The sequence below is a fragment of the Pseudomonas sp. URIL14HWK12:I6 genome, from assembly GCF_000514195.1.
GTDB classification, from domain to species: domain Bacteria; phylum Pseudomonadota; class Gammaproteobacteria; order Pseudomonadales; family Pseudomonadaceae; genus Aquipseudomonas; species Aquipseudomonas putida_A.
In genome coordinates, this window is record NZ_AZVL01000005.1 from 17,606 (window position 1) to 34,732 (window position 17,127).

Annotated in this window: 15 protein-coding genes; 10 read left to right on the top strand and 5 right to left on the bottom strand. The window is 57.6% G+C overall.

Going from position 1 to position 17,127, the window contains the following annotated elements:
- Window positions 1–23 precede the first annotated feature (23 nt).
- Window positions 24–1,883 carry an ABC transporter ATP-binding protein gene (locus H043_RS0110155; RefSeq protein WP_027611760.1) on the top strand — a complete coding sequence of 620 codons (1,860 nt, stop codon included), beginning with the start codon at window positions 24–26 and terminating at the stop codon, window positions 1,881–1,883.
- Window positions 1,884–1,943: 60 nt separating this feature from the next.
- Here the strand turns inward: H043_RS0110155 and H043_RS0110160 are convergent, their stop codons facing one another.
- Window positions 1,944–3,035, bottom strand: a complete 1,092-nt coding sequence (locus tag H043_RS0110160; protein WP_027611761.1) for a GlxA family transcriptional regulator — start codon at window positions 3,033–3,035, stop codon at window positions 1,944–1,946.
- A gap of 87 nt (window positions 3,036–3,122) precedes the next feature.
- Window positions 3,123–4,523 carry a GABA permease gene (gene gabP / locus H043_RS0110165; RefSeq protein ID WP_027611762.1) on the bottom strand — a complete coding sequence of 467 codons (1,401 nt, stop codon included), beginning with the start codon at window positions 4,521–4,523 and terminating at the stop codon, window positions 3,123–3,125.
- Between the two features lie 412 nt (window positions 4,524–4,935).
- Between gabP and H043_RS0110170 the strand changes: the two genes are divergently transcribed.
- From H043_RS0110170 to H043_RS0110180, 3 genes are all read left to right on the top strand, one after another.
- Window positions 4,936–5,412: a GNAT family N-acetyltransferase gene (locus H043_RS0110170; RefSeq protein ID WP_027611763.1), complete on the top strand. Its 477-nt coding sequence runs from the start codon at window positions 4,936–4,938 to the stop codon at window positions 5,410–5,412.
- 85 nt (window positions 5,413–5,497) lie between these two features.
- Complete coding sequence (locus H043_RS0110175; protein ID WP_027611764.1) at window positions 5,498–5,881, top strand: helix-turn-helix domain-containing protein; 384 nt, start codon at window positions 5,498–5,500, stop codon at window positions 5,879–5,881.
- 576 nt (window positions 5,882–6,457) lie between these two features.
- Window positions 6,458–7,525 carry an alkene reductase gene (locus H043_RS0110180; RefSeq protein ID WP_027611765.1) on the top strand — a complete coding sequence of 356 codons (1,068 nt, stop codon included), beginning with the start codon at window positions 6,458–6,460 and terminating at the stop codon, window positions 7,523–7,525.
- A gap of 91 nt (window positions 7,526–7,616) precedes the next feature.
- On the opposite strand, the gene H043_RS0110185 is transcribed toward H043_RS0110180, so the two are convergent.
- A complete protein-coding gene (locus tag H043_RS0110185) occupies window positions 7,617–8,666 on the bottom strand; it encodes a 3-oxoacyl-[acyl-carrier-protein] synthase III C-terminal domain-containing protein (RefSeq protein ID WP_027611766.1) in 1,050 nt (349 codons plus the stop codon).
- A 455-nt stretch (window positions 8,667–9,121) separates the two neighbouring features.
- On the opposite strand from H043_RS0110185, the gene H043_RS0110190 reads away from it, so the two are divergent.
- On the top strand, window positions 9,122–9,793 hold the full coding sequence (locus H043_RS0110190) for a lipopolysaccharide kinase InaA family protein (RefSeq protein WP_027611767.1): 672 nt from the start codon (window positions 9,122–9,124) through the stop codon (window positions 9,791–9,793).
- Window positions 9,794–9,923: 130 nt separating this feature from the next.
- On the opposite strand, the gene H043_RS0110195 is transcribed toward H043_RS0110190, so the two are convergent.
- The gene (locus tag H043_RS0110195) at window positions 9,924–10,676 is read right to left on the bottom strand and encodes an SDR family NAD(P)-dependent oxidoreductase (protein ID WP_027611768.1); all 753 of its coding nucleotides are present in this window, start codon (window positions 10,674–10,676) and stop codon (window positions 9,924–9,926) included.
- 109 nt (window positions 10,677–10,785) lie between these two features.
- Here H043_RS0110195 and H043_RS0110200 point away from each other — a divergent pair, with 109 nt between their 5' ends.
- Window positions 10,786–11,703 (top strand): LysR family transcriptional regulator, encoded by a 918-nt coding sequence (locus tag H043_RS0110200; protein ID WP_027611769.1) that lies wholly within the window; start codon window positions 10,786–10,788, stop codon window positions 11,701–11,703.
- Window positions 11,704–11,841: 138 nt separating this feature from the next.
- A complete protein-coding gene (locus H043_RS0110205; protein ID WP_027611770.1) occupies window positions 11,842–12,255 on the top strand; it encodes a nuclear transport factor 2 family protein in 414 nt (137 codons plus the stop codon).
- 56 nt (window positions 12,256–12,311) lie between these two features.
- Here the strand turns inward: H043_RS0110205 and H043_RS0110210 are convergent, their stop codons facing one another.
- A complete protein-coding gene (locus H043_RS0110210; RefSeq protein WP_049827835.1) occupies window positions 12,312–13,268 on the bottom strand; it encodes a LysR family transcriptional regulator in 957 nt (318 codons plus the stop codon).
- Between the two features lie 42 nt (window positions 13,269–13,310).
- Between H043_RS0110210 and H043_RS0110215 the strand changes: the two genes are divergently transcribed.
- From H043_RS0110215 to H043_RS0110225, 3 genes are all read left to right on the top strand, one after another.
- A complete protein-coding gene (locus H043_RS0110215) occupies window positions 13,311–13,742 on the top strand; it encodes a GFA family protein (protein WP_027611772.1) in 432 nt (143 codons plus the stop codon).
- A 381-nt stretch (window positions 13,743–14,123) separates the two neighbouring features.
- The gene (locus H043_RS0110220; protein WP_027611773.1) at window positions 14,124–15,578 is read left to right on the top strand and encodes a DUF1254 domain-containing protein; all 1,455 of its coding nucleotides are present in this window, start codon (window positions 14,124–14,126) and stop codon (window positions 15,576–15,578) included.
- A gap of 34 nt (window positions 15,579–15,612) precedes the next feature.
- Entirely contained in the window at window positions 15,613–17,106 is a 1,494-nt protein-coding gene (locus H043_RS0110225; protein ID WP_027611774.1) for a DUF1254 domain-containing protein, read from the top strand.
- Window positions 17,107–17,127 lie beyond the last annotated feature (21 nt).

The window sequence follows — 17,127 nt, forward strand, 5'->3', positions numbered from 1 at the left end:
ACTTGAACGTTCAGGAGAACATCATGCTTCGTGTGTTTGAACGAAGACTCGACCCTTTCCCGCCTGACGAGGTGCCACCGCCACCCAACGGTCTGGCTAAATTTCTCTGGGCCTGCACTCGGGGTGCTCGCGGCTACATCCTCGCACTGGCGTTGCTCAGTGCTGCCGTATCGGTCTATGAAGCCTGGCTGTTTTCCTTCCTCGGCCAGGTCGTCGATTTGCTCTCGACGTGGCAGGCCGGCGGCGAAGCGGCGGTGCAAGAAAGCCGCGTGTTGTGGGGCATGGGCATTGTCATGGTGCTCAGTGTCGGGCTGGTGGCGTTGCGCACCATGGTCCAGCACCAGATTCTGGCGATTAACCTGCCGCTGCGCCTGCGCTGGGATTTCCATCGGCTGATGCTGCGGCAAAGCCTTTCGTTTTTCTCCGATGAGTTTTCCGGCCGGGTCACGACCAAGGTCATGCAGACGGCGCTCGCTGTACGCGACGTGCTGTTCACCATGATCGAGATTTTGCCGGGGATCGGCGTGTACTTCATCGCGATCATTGCCCTGGCCGGCGGTTTTGCGCTGAAGCTGATGCTGCCGTTCCTTGCTTGGGTCGTGCTGTTCGGTCTGGCCATGTGGTACTTCGTGCCGCGTCTGGGCAAGGTCGGTCAGGAACAGGCCAATGCGCGCTCGATGATGACCGGGCGTATCGCCGACGCGTACACCAACATCACCACGGTGAAGCTGTTCTCCCACTCCAACCGCGAAGCACATTTTGCGCGGGCGGCGATGGAAGATTTCAAGCAGACCGGTTTTCGCCAGATGCGTCTGGTCAGTCTGTTCGAGATCGTCAATCAGGCCTTGGTGGTGGCATTGATCATGTCCGCCGGCGGCTATGCGCTGTGGCTGTGGCACCAGGGCGACGTCGGCGCCGGTGCGGTGGCGGCGATCACCGCCATGGCGTTGCGGATCAACGGCATGTCGAACTGGATCATGTGGCAGATGACTTCGCTGTTCGAAAGCATCGGTACCGTCCAGGACGGCATGGCGACGCTGACCCAAGGCACCAAAGTGCAAGACGCGCCGGATGCCGGCGTGCTGGTCACTTCTGGCGGCGCGGTGGCGTTCGACAAGGTCAAGTTCAACTACGGTGGCGAGCGTCAGGTGCTCGATGGCCTGAGCCTGAGCATTCGGCCCGGTGAAAAAATCGGTCTGGTAGGGCGCTCCGGTGCGGGTAAATCGACGCTGATCAACCTGCTGCTGCGTTTCTATGACGTAGACAGCGGCGAGATTCGTATCGATGGCCAGAACATTGCGCACGTGACCCAGGACAGCCTGCGCAGCGCGATCGGTATGGTCACCCAGGACACTTCGCTGCTGCACCGTTCGATTCGCGACAACATTGCCTACGGCCGGCCCGATGCCACCGACGCACAGATCCGCCGCGCCGCTGCCAATGCGCAGGCTGACGAGTTCATCAGCCTACTCAGCGACCGTCAGGGCCATACCGGCTACGACACTCTGGTAGGTGAACGCGGGATCAAGCTGTCCGGCGGCCAGCGGCAACGGGTGGCGATCGCCCGGGTGATGCTGAAGAACGCGCCGATCCTGCTGCTCGATGAAGCCACCAGTGCACTGGACTCGGAAGTCGAAGTAGCGATTCAGGAAAGCCTTGATGACATGATGCAGGGCAAGACCGTGATCGCGATCGCGCATCGACTGTCGACGATTGCGGCGATGGATCGGCTGATTGTCATGGATGACGGGCGCATCATCGAGCAGGGCACCCATTCGGAGCTGCTAGAGAAGAACGGCGTGTATGCGCGGCTGTGGGCGCATCAGAGCGGCGGGTTTCTGGGGGAAGACAAAGGCGTGGTGGAGGCATTGGATCAGGCGTAAGCGGGCAGGGCACATGGCCGGGGCATCTTGTGGGTTGTCGGCCGATTTGCCTTGGTGCATTCAAGCCAGATCGGCACTCGCCATCATTCGAACACTGGCAAACGTCGATTCGTTTCTCGCCTGATCGAACGTTGTCAGTGTGTTAATCGATGACGGCGGCGTTATCCGTTTACGACTCATTGCAGAACCAGAGCGCTCGTCGCTCGGCGGCACCCCAAAGTGCTCGCGATAGCATTTTGAGAAATGCGGTGTGGAGGCAAATCCGCAGACATACGCCAGTTCCACGATCGACAGCGAGGTTTGCTTGAGCAGTTGTCGCGCGCGAATCAGCCGCAACCTCAAGTAGTAGCGTGACGGCGTGCATTGCAGGTATTTCTGGAACAACCGCTCCAGCTGTCGGCGTGACAGATCGACGTATTCGGCAAGGCTGTCCAGCTCGATCGGCTCCTCAAGATTGGCCTCCATCAACGCAACGACTTCTTGCAGCTTGGGTTGACGCGTACCGACCACATGCTTGAGCGGCACGCGTTGATGGTCCTGCTCGTTGCGGATGCGCTCGTATACAAACATCTCCGAAATGGCGGCTGATAACTCACGACCATGATCACGGGCGATCAGGTGCAGCATCATGTCCAGCGGCGCTGTTCCTCCGGAACTGGTAAAGCGGTTGCGGTCAAGGGTGAAGAGGCTGGTGCTGACGTTGACGCGTGGAAAAGCTTCCTGCATGGCCGCCAGAAATTCCCAATGCACGCTGCACTCATAGCCATCAAGCAATCCGGCTTTGGCGAGTGCCCAGCTACCGGTGCACACACCGCCCAAGCGTCTGGATTGCCGGGCCAGGGCTTGCAACCAGGATGTGTGCTCGCGGGTGATCACGCTCTGGATGCCGACCCCGCCGCAAACAATTACCGTGTCCGCCACGCCGGGGTTGCTCCACGAGCCATCCGGCGTGATCGGGACCCCGTCGCTGGCCCAAACAGCCGCACCATTGGCGCTGAAGGTATGCCAGCGATACAGCGTTCGCCCCGACAATTGATTGGCCATGCGCAGTGGTTCGACGGCGGATGCCAGCGACATGAGGGTGAATTTATCCAACAGCAGAAACCCGACGGATTGGGTCGTCCCGTCGGCCACGGAGGGGGTCGATGACATCATGTCCTCACAGGAATCGGTCTGAGATGCAGGCGTCGGTCTTTCCCCCGGCCTTTGCCAAGGGAACATCAGCTTCGGCGTGAACGCCTAGCCCACTGAGGTTGCGCGTGCCGCCGGGGCAGGGTGACGCGACGTCATCAGGCCGATAAAGGAGATTGCCAGCGCCAGGCCAATGGTGGTGGTGACTTCGGTGCGGTGCTGCGGAGTAATCATCATGACCGCCAGCGCCGCGCAGATGAAGCCGATCACCAGCCACGTCAGCCATGGAAACAGCCACATGCGGAAGGTCAGCTCGACCTTGCGCTGTTGCAATATCCGCCGCATGCGCAGCTGCGACACCGCAATCGCCAGGTACACCAGCAAGGCAATCGCCCCGGAACTGGCCAGCAGGAACTCGAACAGCCCGGCGGGCATGAAGTAGCTCCACACAGTGATCGACGCACCCAGCACGGTGCTGGCGATCACGGCGGCGCGTGGCACACCGGCCGCGGAAGTGGTCTTCAGCGTTTTCGGTGCATCGCCGCGACGGCCCAGCGAGTACAGCATGCGCGAGGCAATGTAGATCGAGGAGTTCATGCAACTGGCCACGGCGATCAGCACGACAACGTCGACCATGAACTTGGCGTTTGGAATGTTCATGATTTCCAGGGCGCGCTGATACGAGCCCACCGAGGCCAGCAGCGGATCATTCCAGGGCACTACGGAGATGACCACGAAGATCGACAGCAGGTAGAACACGCCGATGCGCCAGATCACCGAGCGGGTAGCCTTGGCAATGTTCTGCGCCGGGTTATTCGATTCGGCGGCTGCGATGGTCACCGCTTCCGTACCGATGAAGCTGAACATGATCGTGATGAAAGCGCCGACCACCGCCGACAAACCGTTGGGTGCAAATCCGCCGTGCTCGGCCATCAGGCCGCTCAACCCGCTGACTTCGCGGTCGGGCACCCAGCCCATCAATACGGCAAATCCGACCCCGATAAAGCCGATGATCGCCACGACCTTGGCCATGGCGAACCAGAACTCGAACTCACCATACTTGGACACGCTGAACAGGTTGGTCACCACCAGCGCAATGATCGATCCCAACGCGAACAGCCAGGCATCGACCTGCGGAAACCATTGGTGCAGCACATGCCCGGCCGCCAGTGCTTCGATGGGAATCACCAACACCCAGAACCACCAGTACAGCCAACCGATGGTAAAACCGGCCCAGCGGCCGATGGCCTGGTCGGCGTAGGTGGAGAACGAACCGGTGTCCGGATTGGCCACCGCCATCTCGCCGAGCATGCGCATGACCAGCACGACGAGCAAACCTGAAAACAGATAGGCGAGAAGCACCGCCGGCCCTGCTGCGGCAATCGCGTGTCCTGAACCGACGAACAAACCGGCGCCGATAATCCCGGCGATGGACAGCATTGTGACGTGACGAGGCTTGAAGCCCTGCGCCAATTGGCTACTCGAATCCATGGAGTTCGGGCTGATCATCGGTATTTTTATTCTCTGCTGATCGACATTTAAGCAATTGAACGGGCATACGATCGGTCACCATCGTTGCCTGCTGAACTCCCGAGAGAAGCCCGTCCAACCGCCGCAGTTCTTATCAACCCCATGATCTGACCGGGATTGTTTTGATAGGAAGACACGGCACCTTAGCCGGCCTTGCTGCCGATTCAATAGCCTGATTGCGCCATGATCGTGTCTGATATCGACATGTGAATACCGTGAGGTCGTATTGGAGACCTGTCGGTCACGCAAGGCTCTGGCAATCAAAATCCAGATTGACCAGGTCATGTTCGTTTTTGAGATGGGTGCCTGAATTCGACGGTGAAGCCAAACTGGGCCCCACAAGTCAGGCTCTCTATACTGGCCTTCCAGGATGGTAAATAGAGCACAACCTATGCCCGTCGCACCCAATCAAAATTTCCCAGTCATTTTGGTCCCGGCTCAACCAAGCGACCTGGAAAATCTTGTAGCCATTCGAATTGAGGCCATGCGCGAAAGTCTGGAGCGTGTCGGGCGATTTGATCCGGTGCGTGCGCGAGAGCGGTTTCTTGGCGGTTTTGACGCTCGCAACACACGCTATATCGAGGTATCTGGAGAGAGGGTTGGTTTTGTAGTGGTCAAGCATCACCACAATGAACTCTTGCTCGACCACTTGTATGTGAGACCGAGCGCGCAAGGATCAGGTGTAGGGGCTGCTGTTCTCACTCAGATTTTCAAAGAGGCGGATGCGGCTGCGCTCCCTGTTAAAGTTGGCGCTCTCAAAGAAAGTGCTTCGAATCGCTTTTATACCCGTCATGGCTTCCAATTCACCGAAAGCAGTGAATTCGACAATTATTATGTGCGTCAGAGTGTTCCGGCAAAACAATGGTAGAAAGCGTTCTCAGGCTCGGTATATCCAGTAAACTTGGCGTCAATCTCGCGCCTTAGAGCGCCAAGGTATACAGAAGGAAACCGCCATGCTTGAACTCGAACCGCTGTGCTTCTCGTCCGACTGCCCTAGCCGGGCTTTATTCGAGCAGATCGCTGATAAATGGTCGATGATGGTATTAGCCGTGCTTGATGACGGTCCGCAACGTTTCAACGCGATCCGTCGTCGCCTGCAAGGCGTCACCCAAAAAGCGCTCACGCAATGTCTGCGCCGGCTGGAGCGCAACGGCCTGGTATCGCGCGAGGTGATTTCGCTTTCGCCAGTCGCGGTGCAGTACCAAATCACGCCGCTGGGCCGCACGCTGCAACAACCTTTTCGAGCACTGCATGAATGGACGCTCGCCAAGTTGCCGGAGGTTGATGCTGCCCGGCAGAAGTTCGACGCCGCTGCAATCGGACCAACCAGTACGTAGGGAAGGTTGCTTCACTGGATTACGTGAACGCGTTGTCGGCCGCCCATGCTGCGCTTCGGGACTTGTCATCCGATGGCTTGAAAAACATCGAAGATCTCAATCGAACCAGCGCGATCTGGTAAGCATGAAACTCTGCCAACACTTTTTGTTGTTGGCAGTGCGCTGGTTTTTGCCTTTCAACCGCGGGCAATCAATCTCGATACCTGCTTCAACCGAACCTTCACATCGATTGCTCAGGCCGTTCGATCATGAACGCAGAGCGTCCTGCTCTTGCGCGCGAGGCCCCTGTATACGGCTCGCCAGCCCCTACGCCGCCGACCATTTCCTGACGGTAGGTATCCTCAGACCTACCAGGTGTACGAGCGGTGCCTAATTGACGCCAGGTTTATTATTGATACCTTGTCGATTTTCCTTACTTGAGGGAAGCGGTCCGAACCAAACCCTTCGTTCGCCACTCTTGCCGGCGGCTCGCAGCCAGCCAATCGAGCATCCGACAGAAGCATTTCTTTGGTCGAGCCGCACTTGAGAAATCGTTAGGCACGGGCGGACATTCAATAAATTTATTCTGAGGAAAGTATGGGAAATTTTAAGCTTCTAACCCCCTTGAACAACGAAGAGCTCACTTTCAGAAATCGGGTGTTCATGGCGCCGATGACAAGAGGTCGATCCAAGGATCAGGTGGCCAACGAATTGACTGCGACCTATTACGCACAGCGCGCATCGGCGGGCCTTATTTTTACCGAAGGCAGCCAGATCAGCGCCCAGGCCGTCGGCTGGACGAATACCCCAGGGATCTATACGCCTGAACAGATTGCGGGCTGGAAGAAGGTAACTCAGGCAGTTCATGAAGCCGGTGGCCTCATTTTCGCCCAGCTTTGGCACACCGGTAGAGCATCTCATCCTGATTTTCATGGTGGAGAACTCCCGGTCGCGCCATCGTCAGTCCCCTTCAATAGCCAGGCGTTCACGCCAGAAGGCATCAAACCCTCGGTGACCCCACGCGAACTGACCATTGATGAAATCAAGTCCACCATTGCGGACTACGAAAAAGCTGCACAGGCCGCGAAAGATGCGGGCTTTGATGGTGTAGAGATACACGGTGCCAATGGTTATCTGCCCGCGCAGTTTCTGGAAGACGGCTCAAACAAACGCACCGACGAGTACGGCGGTACCATTGAGAAGCGGGCGAGGTTCTTGCTTGAAGCCACGGACGCCGCGATCAGAGTCTTCGGACCGGCCCGTATCTCGATCAGGCTGTCGCCGCGCATTCCGTACAATGACATGGGCGACTCCAATCTCGAGCAGACCTACATGTACGCGGTAGAAGCGCTGGAAAGTAGAAACGTTGGAATTCTGCATTTCATGGAACCGGGGACTCTGCCGGAAGGCGCGAAACCCTTGGCGCCCGGGGCTCGCAAGCGGTTCTCAGGAATTTTCGTGTTGAATGTTGGTTATGATCGGAAGTCCGCGGAACAGGCCCTGCAAACCGGCCTGGCCGATGCAGTCACATTTGGCACACTGTTCATCAGCAACCCTGATCTGCCGGAACGCTTCTTCCTTGATGCGCCGCTGGCTACTGCGGATGCCTCCACTTTTTACAGTGGTTCGGAAGAGGGCTATACCGACTACCCGCCGCTGGCCTAGAGATCGAAGCGCGATTTTCGTTTGGTACCGACCAACAGTTTGATCATGGACGAGCAACTTGCCGCCTCACGACGGCAAGTTGCTTCAGGCCTTACAGAGTAAATGACAACGCAGAGAAGACCATCCCGCCACTGCCTGCCCAACCCATGCAAAACTGCCCGGTCTCGGCTTCGCCCCGACTCATGGCATCGAAGATACCGTAGGGGATGGACGCGGTAATGATATTTCCGGTCTTATGCCCGACGTGGTGCAGCTTGTGATCAATACCGATCAGTTGCCCAATGTGCTCCCACATCTTTGGCGAACCGGTATGAATAAACACTTTATGAACATCTGCTGCAGAGATGTTTTGCAGATTGAAGACTTTTATCGCTTCATTGCGGCCATCTTCATGCAAGGCTGCCGCGTAGGAGTTGAATTGATATTGCCCGCCGGTCGGTGAAATACGTGGAATATCCTCCTCATTGCAGAACAGTTTCCAATCCGGCAGAGAGATGGTCGACAAGTCACTCAAGTCCGGCCGGTTGATGTACGAGAACTTGAAGTTGCCGGGGGCCTCATGACTGAGGATGGTGACCGTGACGGCTTCGCCAATGGTAAAACTCGGAAACTTGTAAGCCAGTTCCGCCGACGACTGCAAAGAGAAGTTCTTGGGCATCACCGGCCCGCCAGCAGACATGCCAAATTCCATATTGACGATTGCCGCATAGCGAATCTCGCCGGCCTGCATTTTACTGTTGATGACATCCATGGCGGTCACCCAACCGTTGCAGGCGTCCACCACATCAAAGTTTCTGCAGCTCAGGCCCAGCGCCTTGGCGATGAACGTACTGTTGGCCGGCTCGATGAAGCCTCGCGTGACGTTCGGATAGATCAACAGATCCAGATCGGTCTTGTCGATATTGGCCTGGGCGAGCGCGGAGTTGAATGCAGTCTCCATCAGTTGCATCGGCGTTTCGTCGGCGCCCAGCCAGTGACGCGTGCCGCTGCCGCTTTTTTCAAGCAACTTGCTGATGGTCTTCAAGGTTTTTGGCAAGTCTTCCTGGAAGGTATCTTTAGAGTGTTCCTCGACCAGGTTTATAACGTCTTGATTGCTGATAATGCGTGACGGGAGAATCCCGGACAGCCCAACTATTTTCATATGACTTCCTTGTTGAAAGTATGCATCCGTGGGCAATGGCTGCGGATGAGCAAACCCTTACTCATCCCTGTAAGGAGCCACTGGCGGCAATACTTTTAGCACAAAGAAAATGCGGATCAAGGACGTTGCTCGTTATTTGCCTCAATTGAATTGAATCATGACCTGGGTCAATTTAACGGCTTTCAAGTTAATCGAAAAAACAGTCGGGCGGACCCTCGCGACGCGGTTGGCATCTGTGTTTGATGTCGTCAGCTATCGGCGAAAAGGACACACCAGAAGGGATAAACACCCCTCAATAGCCAATTTTCGTCACGTGGTTGCGTAAAAGCCCCAAGCTGGCCCTAAAATCCTCGAAAACCGAGGGAACTATTAACGTCCACCAACAGACTGAGCTGCTGTTGCGACCCTCATGCAAACGTCGCACGAAACGATTTCTACAATAAATGGAGCGCACAATGGGCAGGGCAGGCGATGAATTTGATTTCTGGTGGGGTACTTCCGGGTCGTGGGTGGAACCGCCGAATGTGCGCCGCAGCGGCACCAGCGGTGTCCAGCTGATTGTTCAAGGTGACAAGACGTTTTTCGTAAAGCGCCAGACCGGCTATTTGTTCCGCAGTCTCCGTTACCCCACTGGCCGACCGACCGCATTGCGTGAAGGCGTTGCCCTTTCAAGACTCGAAGAGCTGGGCGTGAATGCGCCAAGACCGGTATTTTATGGCGCGAGAAAAGTCGACGGCGTATGGCAGGGTGTCTTGGTTACCAAAGACCTGGGCGGCTTCATCGATCTGGATACCTGGTATAGCCAGGGCGCTGCAAGCCTGTTGACCACAGAGCAACATCTGCGACTTCTTGAACGTTTGGCGCAAATGCTGGCGCGGATGCATTCGGGCAAATGGCAGCACGGTTGCATGCGCTCCAAACACATCTTTATCAAGGCGTCGATTACCGACACAGACTTCGATTTCGAACTGGCGCTGCTTGACCTGGAGAAGTCTCGCGGTCGTGCTACGGCAATGGGCGCGGCGCGTCACGACATTCCTCAACTCAGACGGCATTCCTTCTGGGATGAGTCGCAGTGGCGGCATTTCCTTTCCTGCTACGAGCAAGCCGTTGGCAGAACCCTGTAAAAAGATTGTGCGGCAGTGACACCCGCTCAATCTGCGCCTGACAATAGCACCAGCGAACGCCGTCCGGGTTGGTAATGCACACACTCAGGCGTGGGGTGGCGGGCGACCGCGACAATCGCCCGCTGGCTGCTCAGATTTGCGCCTGGCCACCGTCAACAAACAGCTCGATACCGTTAACGAAACTGGCGTCATCGGAGGCCAGGAACAACGCGGCGCTGGCAATTTCGTCAGCTTCACCGACACGCCCCATGGGGATCAGCGAAGCCATGTAGTCGAGCAAGCCCTGCTGCTGAGCGGAATCTGGGCCGGCCAATTCAACCAGGCCAGGCGTGCGGGTGGCGCCGGGGCTGATGGTGTTGATGCGCACCTGGCGGTCTTTCAAGTCCAGAATCCAGTTGCGGGCAAATGAACGCACGGCGGCTTTGGACGCGGCGTAAACACTGAAGGCGGCGGTGCCCGAGCTGCCCGCCGTAGAGCCGGTGAGAATCACCGAGGCTTTTTGGGCCAGCAGTGGCAGTGCCTTTTGCACAGTGAACAGCACGCCTTTTACGTTGCGATTGAAGGTGTCGTCGTACTGCTGTTCAGTGATGTCACCCAGTGGCAGCATCGATCCACCACCCGCATTGGCGAACAGCACATCGATTCGGCCGTGGGTTGCGCCAATCTGGCGATACAACGCGTCCAACTGATCAAGGTTGGCGGAATCCACCTGAACGCCGGTGGCGTTGCCAACCGCGGCGACAGCGGCGTCCAGTTCGGCTTGACGACGGCCCGTGATATAGACGTGAGCGCCTTCCTGAGCGAAGCGTTTGGCAGTGGACAGACCGATGCCTGAGGTGCCGCCGGTAACCAATGCAATTTTGCCTTCGAGTTTGTCAGTCATGGTGTTTCTCCCGTATTTCGAATGAGTGAGTTGCGGTGTGGGAGAAGCTTATCGACGGGAAAAAACTTTCAAAATAGAATTGTCTGAAACCTATCGTTGCAGAAATGAAATGAGCAGACTTCCGGATTTCGAAGGGTTGGCGATGTTTGCCAAGGTAGCCGAAGAGGGCTCGTTCGCTGGTGCGGCACGGGTCATGAGCGTGTCGGTGCCGACGGTATCGCGAGCTGTCGCACGGTTGGAGGAGCGTCTGGGCGGGCGCTTGTTCAACCGCACCTCGCGGCAACTGGCACTCACCGAATTCGGCGCGAGCATGGCGGCCAAGGCGGGTGAGATTTATCGGCAGGCTGAAGAGGTGGAAAGCGAGGCTCAGGATTTATCGGTCCAGCCCCGCGGCCAAGTACGCTTGGCGATACCCATGTCGTTTGGCTTGCGTTGGGTGGCACCACTGATGCCGCAGTTGCTGCGCCAGTATCCCGAGCTGTCGATTGACCTGCACCTTTCGGATGCCTCGGTTGACCTGATCGCCGAGGGCTTTGATGCGGCGTTACGCATCGCCGTATTACCGGATTCCTCGCTGGTTGCAAGGCGCCTGTGTGCCGTCACTCAATACCTGGTCGCCTCGCCGGCTTATCTGGACGCTTATGGCCATCCTTGCCACCCCCGCGAACTCGCGTCCCGCACGTGCCTGAGTTATGCCTACCGGGCCCGCAGCCAAGTGTGGCGGTTCACCCATAAAGACGGCAGCGAAGAAGACGTGGTGCCCAGCGGTCCATTAAGAGTGACCAACTCGGATGCGTTATTGCCGGTGTTGCTTGAGGGCCAGGCCATCGCCGAACTGCCGGAATTTATCGCCAGCGAATACTTGAAAGACGGACGCTTGGTCGTGGTGCTACCGGAATGGAGCATGGCCCGTGGCGGTTTGTATTTCGTCACCCCCTCGGCGCGTACACGGCCAGTGAAAATCAAAGCGCTGTCGGACTTTTTTGCCGAACATCTAAGCCAGCCTGAATGGCGATGGCCGTCATGAGACGTTGCGGATGTGGCTTTCAATTATGAAACGATGATTTTCATTAACGTCTATTTTTGAAATCAAAGGGATCTCCTAACGTGATCAGGTCAGCACCTGCAGCGTGCCCATCCCTTATGCGTTTAGGAGAAAGTCGTCATGAAAAATGCCGTGGAATTACTTCAAAACTACCTGGATGCCATCCAGACGCCGCACCTGGCGGCAGCACTTTTCGCGGAGGATGGCGTGCTGGAGTTGCCCTACCTGGAGTCGCTGGGCATACCCCACCGTGTGCAAGGCCCCGCCGCCATTGAGAATTTCATCGGCTCATTGCTCGGTAAAGTGCCGGACTTCAAATTTCGCAACGTTCATTTTCTGATCGAAACACCCGACCAGGCGTTTGCCGAATACAGTGTAGAGGCCTTGGTGCCTGCCACTGGGCGCATCTACCAGCAAATGTACGCCGGCCGCCTGGTGGCCAAAGACGGCAGGATTCAGCTGCTGCGCGAATCTCTGGATACCGTGGCCGCTGCCAAAGCGTTCGCGCCGGTTGATTCAGAGCGAGATCAATAAATCGCGATTATCCCGGTATGGCGGGCAGGGACTGGTGCTGGCATGGATCACTTCCCTCAGGGGGCGTTCGAGCGCAGATAATGATGCAGTTCCTCACCCACCACTTCGAACGCCTTGGCGATCCGTTTGATTTTGCGCAAGTCACTGTGCATCGCGATCCACACTTCGACCTCGAAGCCGAAGCTGTCTGGCAATACGTGAATCAGCCCATGATTTCTGGCGATAGGTATCGGGCAAAGACCGAAGCCCAATCCCGCTTTCAATGCAGCCAGTTGCGCAAGGTGGTGATCCGTGGCAATCGCGAAATGCTGATCGGCTTCACACAGCCCGGCTTCGACCAAGCGACGCAAGTCAGCTGAGCGACGGTCTGGCCCGATCAGCGGCCGCTGGCGCAGCGACGTCAGGCTGACGGGCTCACCATAACGCTCCAGGCACTCGGCACTGGCATGGATGCCGATCCGCAAGCTGCCGACCCGCCGCACCGCGATATCGGCCTCCATTGGACGCATCAGGCGTACAGCTATATCCGATTGCAGCCTGGCGATGTCTTCCAGTGCGTCGCCGATGCTCAGTTCGAGCTTCAATCCAGGATGGTTGTAATGGAAGTTCCGCAGTAAAGCGGGCAACACCTCAACCCCCAGCAATTCGCCACAGGTCAGCCGCACCGTGCCGTGGTCCACTGACGTTTCAGCGCTGGCCGCCCGGTTGAAGGCTTGCGCGGCGAGGTCCATGGCTTCGACATGATCGATGAGGCGCTGCGCCCCACTTGTAGGTGTCAGGCCTGAGGGCGTGCGGGTGAACAGGCTCAAGCCGAGTGTCTGTTCAAGATGATCGAGGCGTCGGCGGGCGGTGGCCTGCGCAATCCCCAGCAACTTCGAAGCACCGCTCAGGCTGCCAGAGCGCAGCACCGCAAGGAACACCTGCTGGCTTTCCCACTCAAGACCGCTCATACATTCTTGACCAACAGCTGCTCCTTTTTTGCTCTTCTGCTCGGGCGAGTGAAAAGGGATCATGCGCGCCGAACTTATCCGGGCGTCATTGTAAGGAGTCAACGCATGAGATTCACCGGTCAGTGTCTATGTGGACAGGTCAGCATCGAAATCGAGGCGCAGCAACTGCCACCGCTGTATGCCTGTCATTGTCTGAACTGCCAGCGTTGGAGCGGCAGCGCGTTCGGCCTGCATATGCTATGCGCGGCTTCGGCAGTGCAGGTGACGGGCGAAACAGCGACCTTTGCACACGAGCACCAAGGGCATACCTCCACGCAATATGCCTGCGGCGAGTGCCATACCCGACTGTTCAACGAGACCAGCGCCGCGCCCGGCATGCGTGTGGTGCGGGGCGGCGTATTGGAAGGTTCGGAGCGCTTCACGCCGGTGGCGCATATCTGGACGCGACGCAAACAACCTTGGCTGGTTCTGCCGCAATGCGTTGCACAATGGGAGGAGAGCCCGACGCCCCAGGCGTTTGCCAGCGCACTCGGGTAAAGAAGCAAGATGGTGGCTTAACAATACTCACCAACGCTTGTACGTTGCCCCTTGGATAAGGGGGCAACACACTTCATCTCTATTGATCGAATCAAATCATGCGTACTCCAGCGCTGGTCAAAAAACGCTTGCTCTGGGCCATTACAGCTGCAGGAGCACTGTGATGCCTTTCTTCCGTCGCGATCCTTATCAGAGTTCTTGCCCTCAGCTTGGAATGTCGGCCAAGAGCTGAGGAGCAGTTATCAGAAATGGAAATAGGATCTTAATTTTTCATACCTTTTCTGGCCGATCTCATTTCCTCTGCTAGGTTTTTCTAACGAACAATCTTCCATCAGTAGATTCGTTTGCCGAAAAACCGTCCCAAGCAAGGATGCCTTCCGTATGAATAAAACACCTTTATTCGCCAGCGGTCTGTTCGCTACCGCGGTATTGCTCGGCGCGGTTGCCGTGCAGGCACAGACCTCGCCAGTAGTACAAATATCCGGCCCCGAAGCCGATGTGAAGGTGACCGAAACCTACGTACGGATGATGGCGCGGGAGGCGTATTTCTGGGGTTGGCCGATGGCCAATATTTACAACCGTCGCCTGAAATTCAAGGATCTGCCGCAGGCCGGCTTGATGGGGGGCATCGTGCCCGTGGCGCCGATCAACCATCTGTCGATGCTCACCGACTACATTTCACCGGGGGAACGCCTGGTGGCTTGTCCGAACCAGGATGTGGTCTACGGTGCGGGCAGCATTGCGCTGGATATCGAACCGGTGGTTTTGCAGGTCCCGGACTTTGGCGACCGGTTTTGGGTTTATCAGGTGGTGGACCTGCGCTCCGACAGCTTCGCCGAGCTAGGAAAGATGTACGCCACCAAACCGGGCTTCTATCTGTTGGTGGGGCCGGACTGGAACGGCAAGGTGCCTGAGGGCATCGCCCAGGTGTTTCGTGCAAAGACCAACACCGGTTTCGTGATTCCGCGGGTCTTCCAGGACGATACGGCCGAAGATCGCAAGGCTATTCAGCACTATCTGTCGGGCATCGACATGTACCCGCTGTCCAAATACGACGGCAAACTCAAGCAGCGTGACTGGAGCCAGTCGCCGAAATTCCCCGCCGAGGCCTCGGGTGACGAGGAAACGCGTTGGGTGCTCCCGGAAAAGTTCTTCGATGAGTTGCCGGCGATTCTCAAGGACGCCAAACCGCTGCCGGGAGAAGAGGCGCGCTATGCGCAATTGGCGGTGCTGGCACAAATCGCCCAGCGCGATCCCGAGCTGAAAAAAGCCATGATCGACGAGACGCAAAAGTCTGATGCAGACGTGGTCAAGCCGTTGTTGCAGTTCCGCAACTACGGGAAGCAATTGCCCAATCACTGGAGCACCATCGATAACGGCGCAGCGTTTGGCACTGATTACTTCCTGCGCACGGCGGTTGCCCGGTCAAACATCTTCGTCAACAAACAGATCGAGACCAAGTACTTCTATCAGGATCTGGACGAGTCCGGCGTGCGACTCAACGGCGCCCAGCGCTACAGCGTGACCTTCCCCAAAGGCGCACTGCCGCCGGTCAAGGGTTTCTGGTCGCTGACGCTGTACAACCAGCAGCATTTCTTCGCCGAAAACTCGTTGGGCCGCTATTCCCTCGGCACCAAGAACAAGTCGCTCAAGACCAACGCCGATGGCTCGCTGACGCTCTACGTGCAGAGTGACTCACCAGGGGCGAACAAGGAAAGCAACTGGCTCCCGGCGCCGAAGGGCGCGGACTTCTCGCTCTATGTTCGCGCCTACTGGCCGGAAGCGGCCGCGATGAATGGCCAGTGGACGCCACCGGCGGTGGTCAAGGTCAACTGAACCGATTTTCCAACTGTGTTCATAAGGACAGCCGATGAACCGTTTGCGCACCTCACTGATGGCCTTGGCCGTAAGCCTCTCCCTAAGCGGCCTCGCCGATGCCGCGACGCGTTATGAAGAACTGGCCAATCAGCCTTTTGAAAAAGGCTTCCCGACCGAAGCGACCGCACGCAGCCTGATCGAGGAGCTGGTGTTCCAGCGCGCCGTGCAGTCGTATCTGTGGGCCTTGCCGGCGATCAATATCTGGTCGATGAAGGAAGCGTCGGAGAAGCAGTTCGGCGCGGGCTACAACATCTTGCCGACCTGGAAAAAGCGCATCAACGCCAAGACCTTGGTGACCACGCCAAACTCCGATCTGGTCTACGCCATGAGCTATCTGGATCTGGCAAAGTACGGCCCGCTGGTGGTCGAAGCACCGCCCGGCGTGCAGGGCATGTTCGATGATTTCTTCCAGCGCCCGATTGTCGGGCCGACCATCGACGGCAGAACCTGGCGCGGTGACGTTGGCCTGGCGGGTCCCGACAAGGGCAAGGGCGGCACCTATGTGCTGCTCCCGCCTGATTACACAGGGCCGGAGCCGACCGAGGGATTCGTCTATCGCTCGCGCACCAACAACGTGTTCCTGTTCTGGCGCACCTTTTTCAAGGATCCGAAAGACCTCAGCGTGCCGGTAGCCGAAGTCGAGCGTACGAAGATTTATCCGCTGGGCAAGAAGGACTCGGCGCTGCCGATGCAATTCCCCGACGCCACCGGCGCACCGATCAACATGCTGTTCCCCGAAGACGGTCGCTACTTCGACATGCTCTCGCGTTTCATCGACGCCGAAGCCGTCGATCCGGCGGACATGGACATGCGCGGCTTCCTGCACACCCTGGGCATCGAGAAGGGCAAGCCCTTTGCCCCGGATGCCGAACGACGCAAGCTGCTGGATGACGCCGCGCGCACCGCGTTCAAGATGAGCAAGGTGGTGACCAGCCACTTGCTGTACAAAGAGCCGGGCGGTCTGTACTACAAGGATCGCCAATACGTGAACACCTTTGCCGGAGAGAATACCGAGTTTCAATCCAGCGGCAGTTTCACCAATCTTGAACAACGTGTGGCGTTCTTCACCTCGGCCTATTCCGACAGCCCCGGCATGGTCATGAACATGGTCGGTGCCGGCGCCAAGTATCCCGCGACAACCCGCGACGCCGAGGGCAAGTTCCTCGACGGCGCCCAGACCTACAAGCTCAACCTCCCGGCCAATGTCCCGGCGGCGTTGTTCTGGTCGGTCACCGCCTACGACAACCTGACCGCGTCAGGTCTGGACAATGGCCAGCCGTTCCCGTCCCTCAATCAAATGGATAAACCGGCGCAGAACAGCGACGGCTCCACCGACATCTACTTCGGGCCGACATCGCCGGGCGAGGGCAAGAACTGGATCAAGACCGTACCGGAGAAAGGCTTCCTGGTGATCGTGCGGTTGTATGGGCCGAAGCAGGCGTTTTTTGACCAGAGCTGGAAGCCAAGTGATCTGATCAAACAATAGAAGCTCCCCAGACGTGAACAA

Bases quoted from the DNA above. Each gene is read 5' to 3' on its own strand.
- H043_RS0110155 (WP_027611760.1), top strand. From the start codon at position 24: ATGCTTCGTGTGTTTGAACGAAGACTCGACCCTTTCCCGCCTGACGAG.
- H043_RS0110160 (WP_027611761.1), bottom strand. From the start codon at position 3,035: ATGTCATCGACCCCCTCCGTGGCCGACGGGACGACCCAATCCGTCGGG.
- gabP (WP_027611762.1), bottom strand. From the start codon at position 4,523: ATGATCAGCCCGAACTCCATGGATTCGAGTAGCCAATTGGCGCAGGGC.
- H043_RS0110170 (WP_027611763.1), top strand. From the start codon at position 4,936: ATGCCCGTCGCACCCAATCAAAATTTCCCAGTCATTTTGGTCCCGGCT.
- H043_RS0110175 (WP_027611764.1), top strand. From the start codon at position 5,498: ATGCTTGAACTCGAACCGCTGTGCTTCTCGTCCGACTGCCCTAGCCGG.
- H043_RS0110180 (WP_027611765.1), top strand. From the start codon at position 6,458: ATGGGAAATTTTAAGCTTCTAACCCCCTTGAACAACGAAGAGCTCACT.
- H043_RS0110185 (WP_027611766.1), bottom strand. From the start codon at position 8,666: ATGAAAATAGTTGGGCTGTCCGGGATTCTCCCGTCACGCATTATCAGC.
- H043_RS0110190 (WP_027611767.1), top strand. From the start codon at position 9,122: ATGGGCAGGGCAGGCGATGAATTTGATTTCTGGTGGGGTACTTCCGGG.
- H043_RS0110195 (WP_027611768.1), bottom strand. From the start codon at position 10,676: ATGACTGACAAACTCGAAGGCAAAATTGCATTGGTTACCGGCGGCACC.
- H043_RS0110200 (WP_027611769.1), top strand. From the start codon at position 10,786: ATGAGCAGACTTCCGGATTTCGAAGGGTTGGCGATGTTTGCCAAGGTA.
- H043_RS0110205 (WP_027611770.1), top strand. From the start codon at position 11,842: ATGAAAAATGCCGTGGAATTACTTCAAAACTACCTGGATGCCATCCAG.
- H043_RS0110210 (WP_049827835.1), bottom strand. From the start codon at position 13,268: ATGATCCCTTTTCACTCGCCCGAGCAGAAGAGCAAAAAAGGAGCAGCT.
- H043_RS0110215 (WP_027611772.1), top strand. From the start codon at position 13,311: ATGAGATTCACCGGTCAGTGTCTATGTGGACAGGTCAGCATCGAAATC.
- H043_RS0110220 (WP_027611773.1), top strand. From the start codon at position 14,124: ATGAATAAAACACCTTTATTCGCCAGCGGTCTGTTCGCTACCGCGGTA.
- H043_RS0110225 (WP_027611774.1), top strand. From the start codon at position 15,613: ATGAACCGTTTGCGCACCTCACTGATGGCCTTGGCCGTAAGCCTCTCC.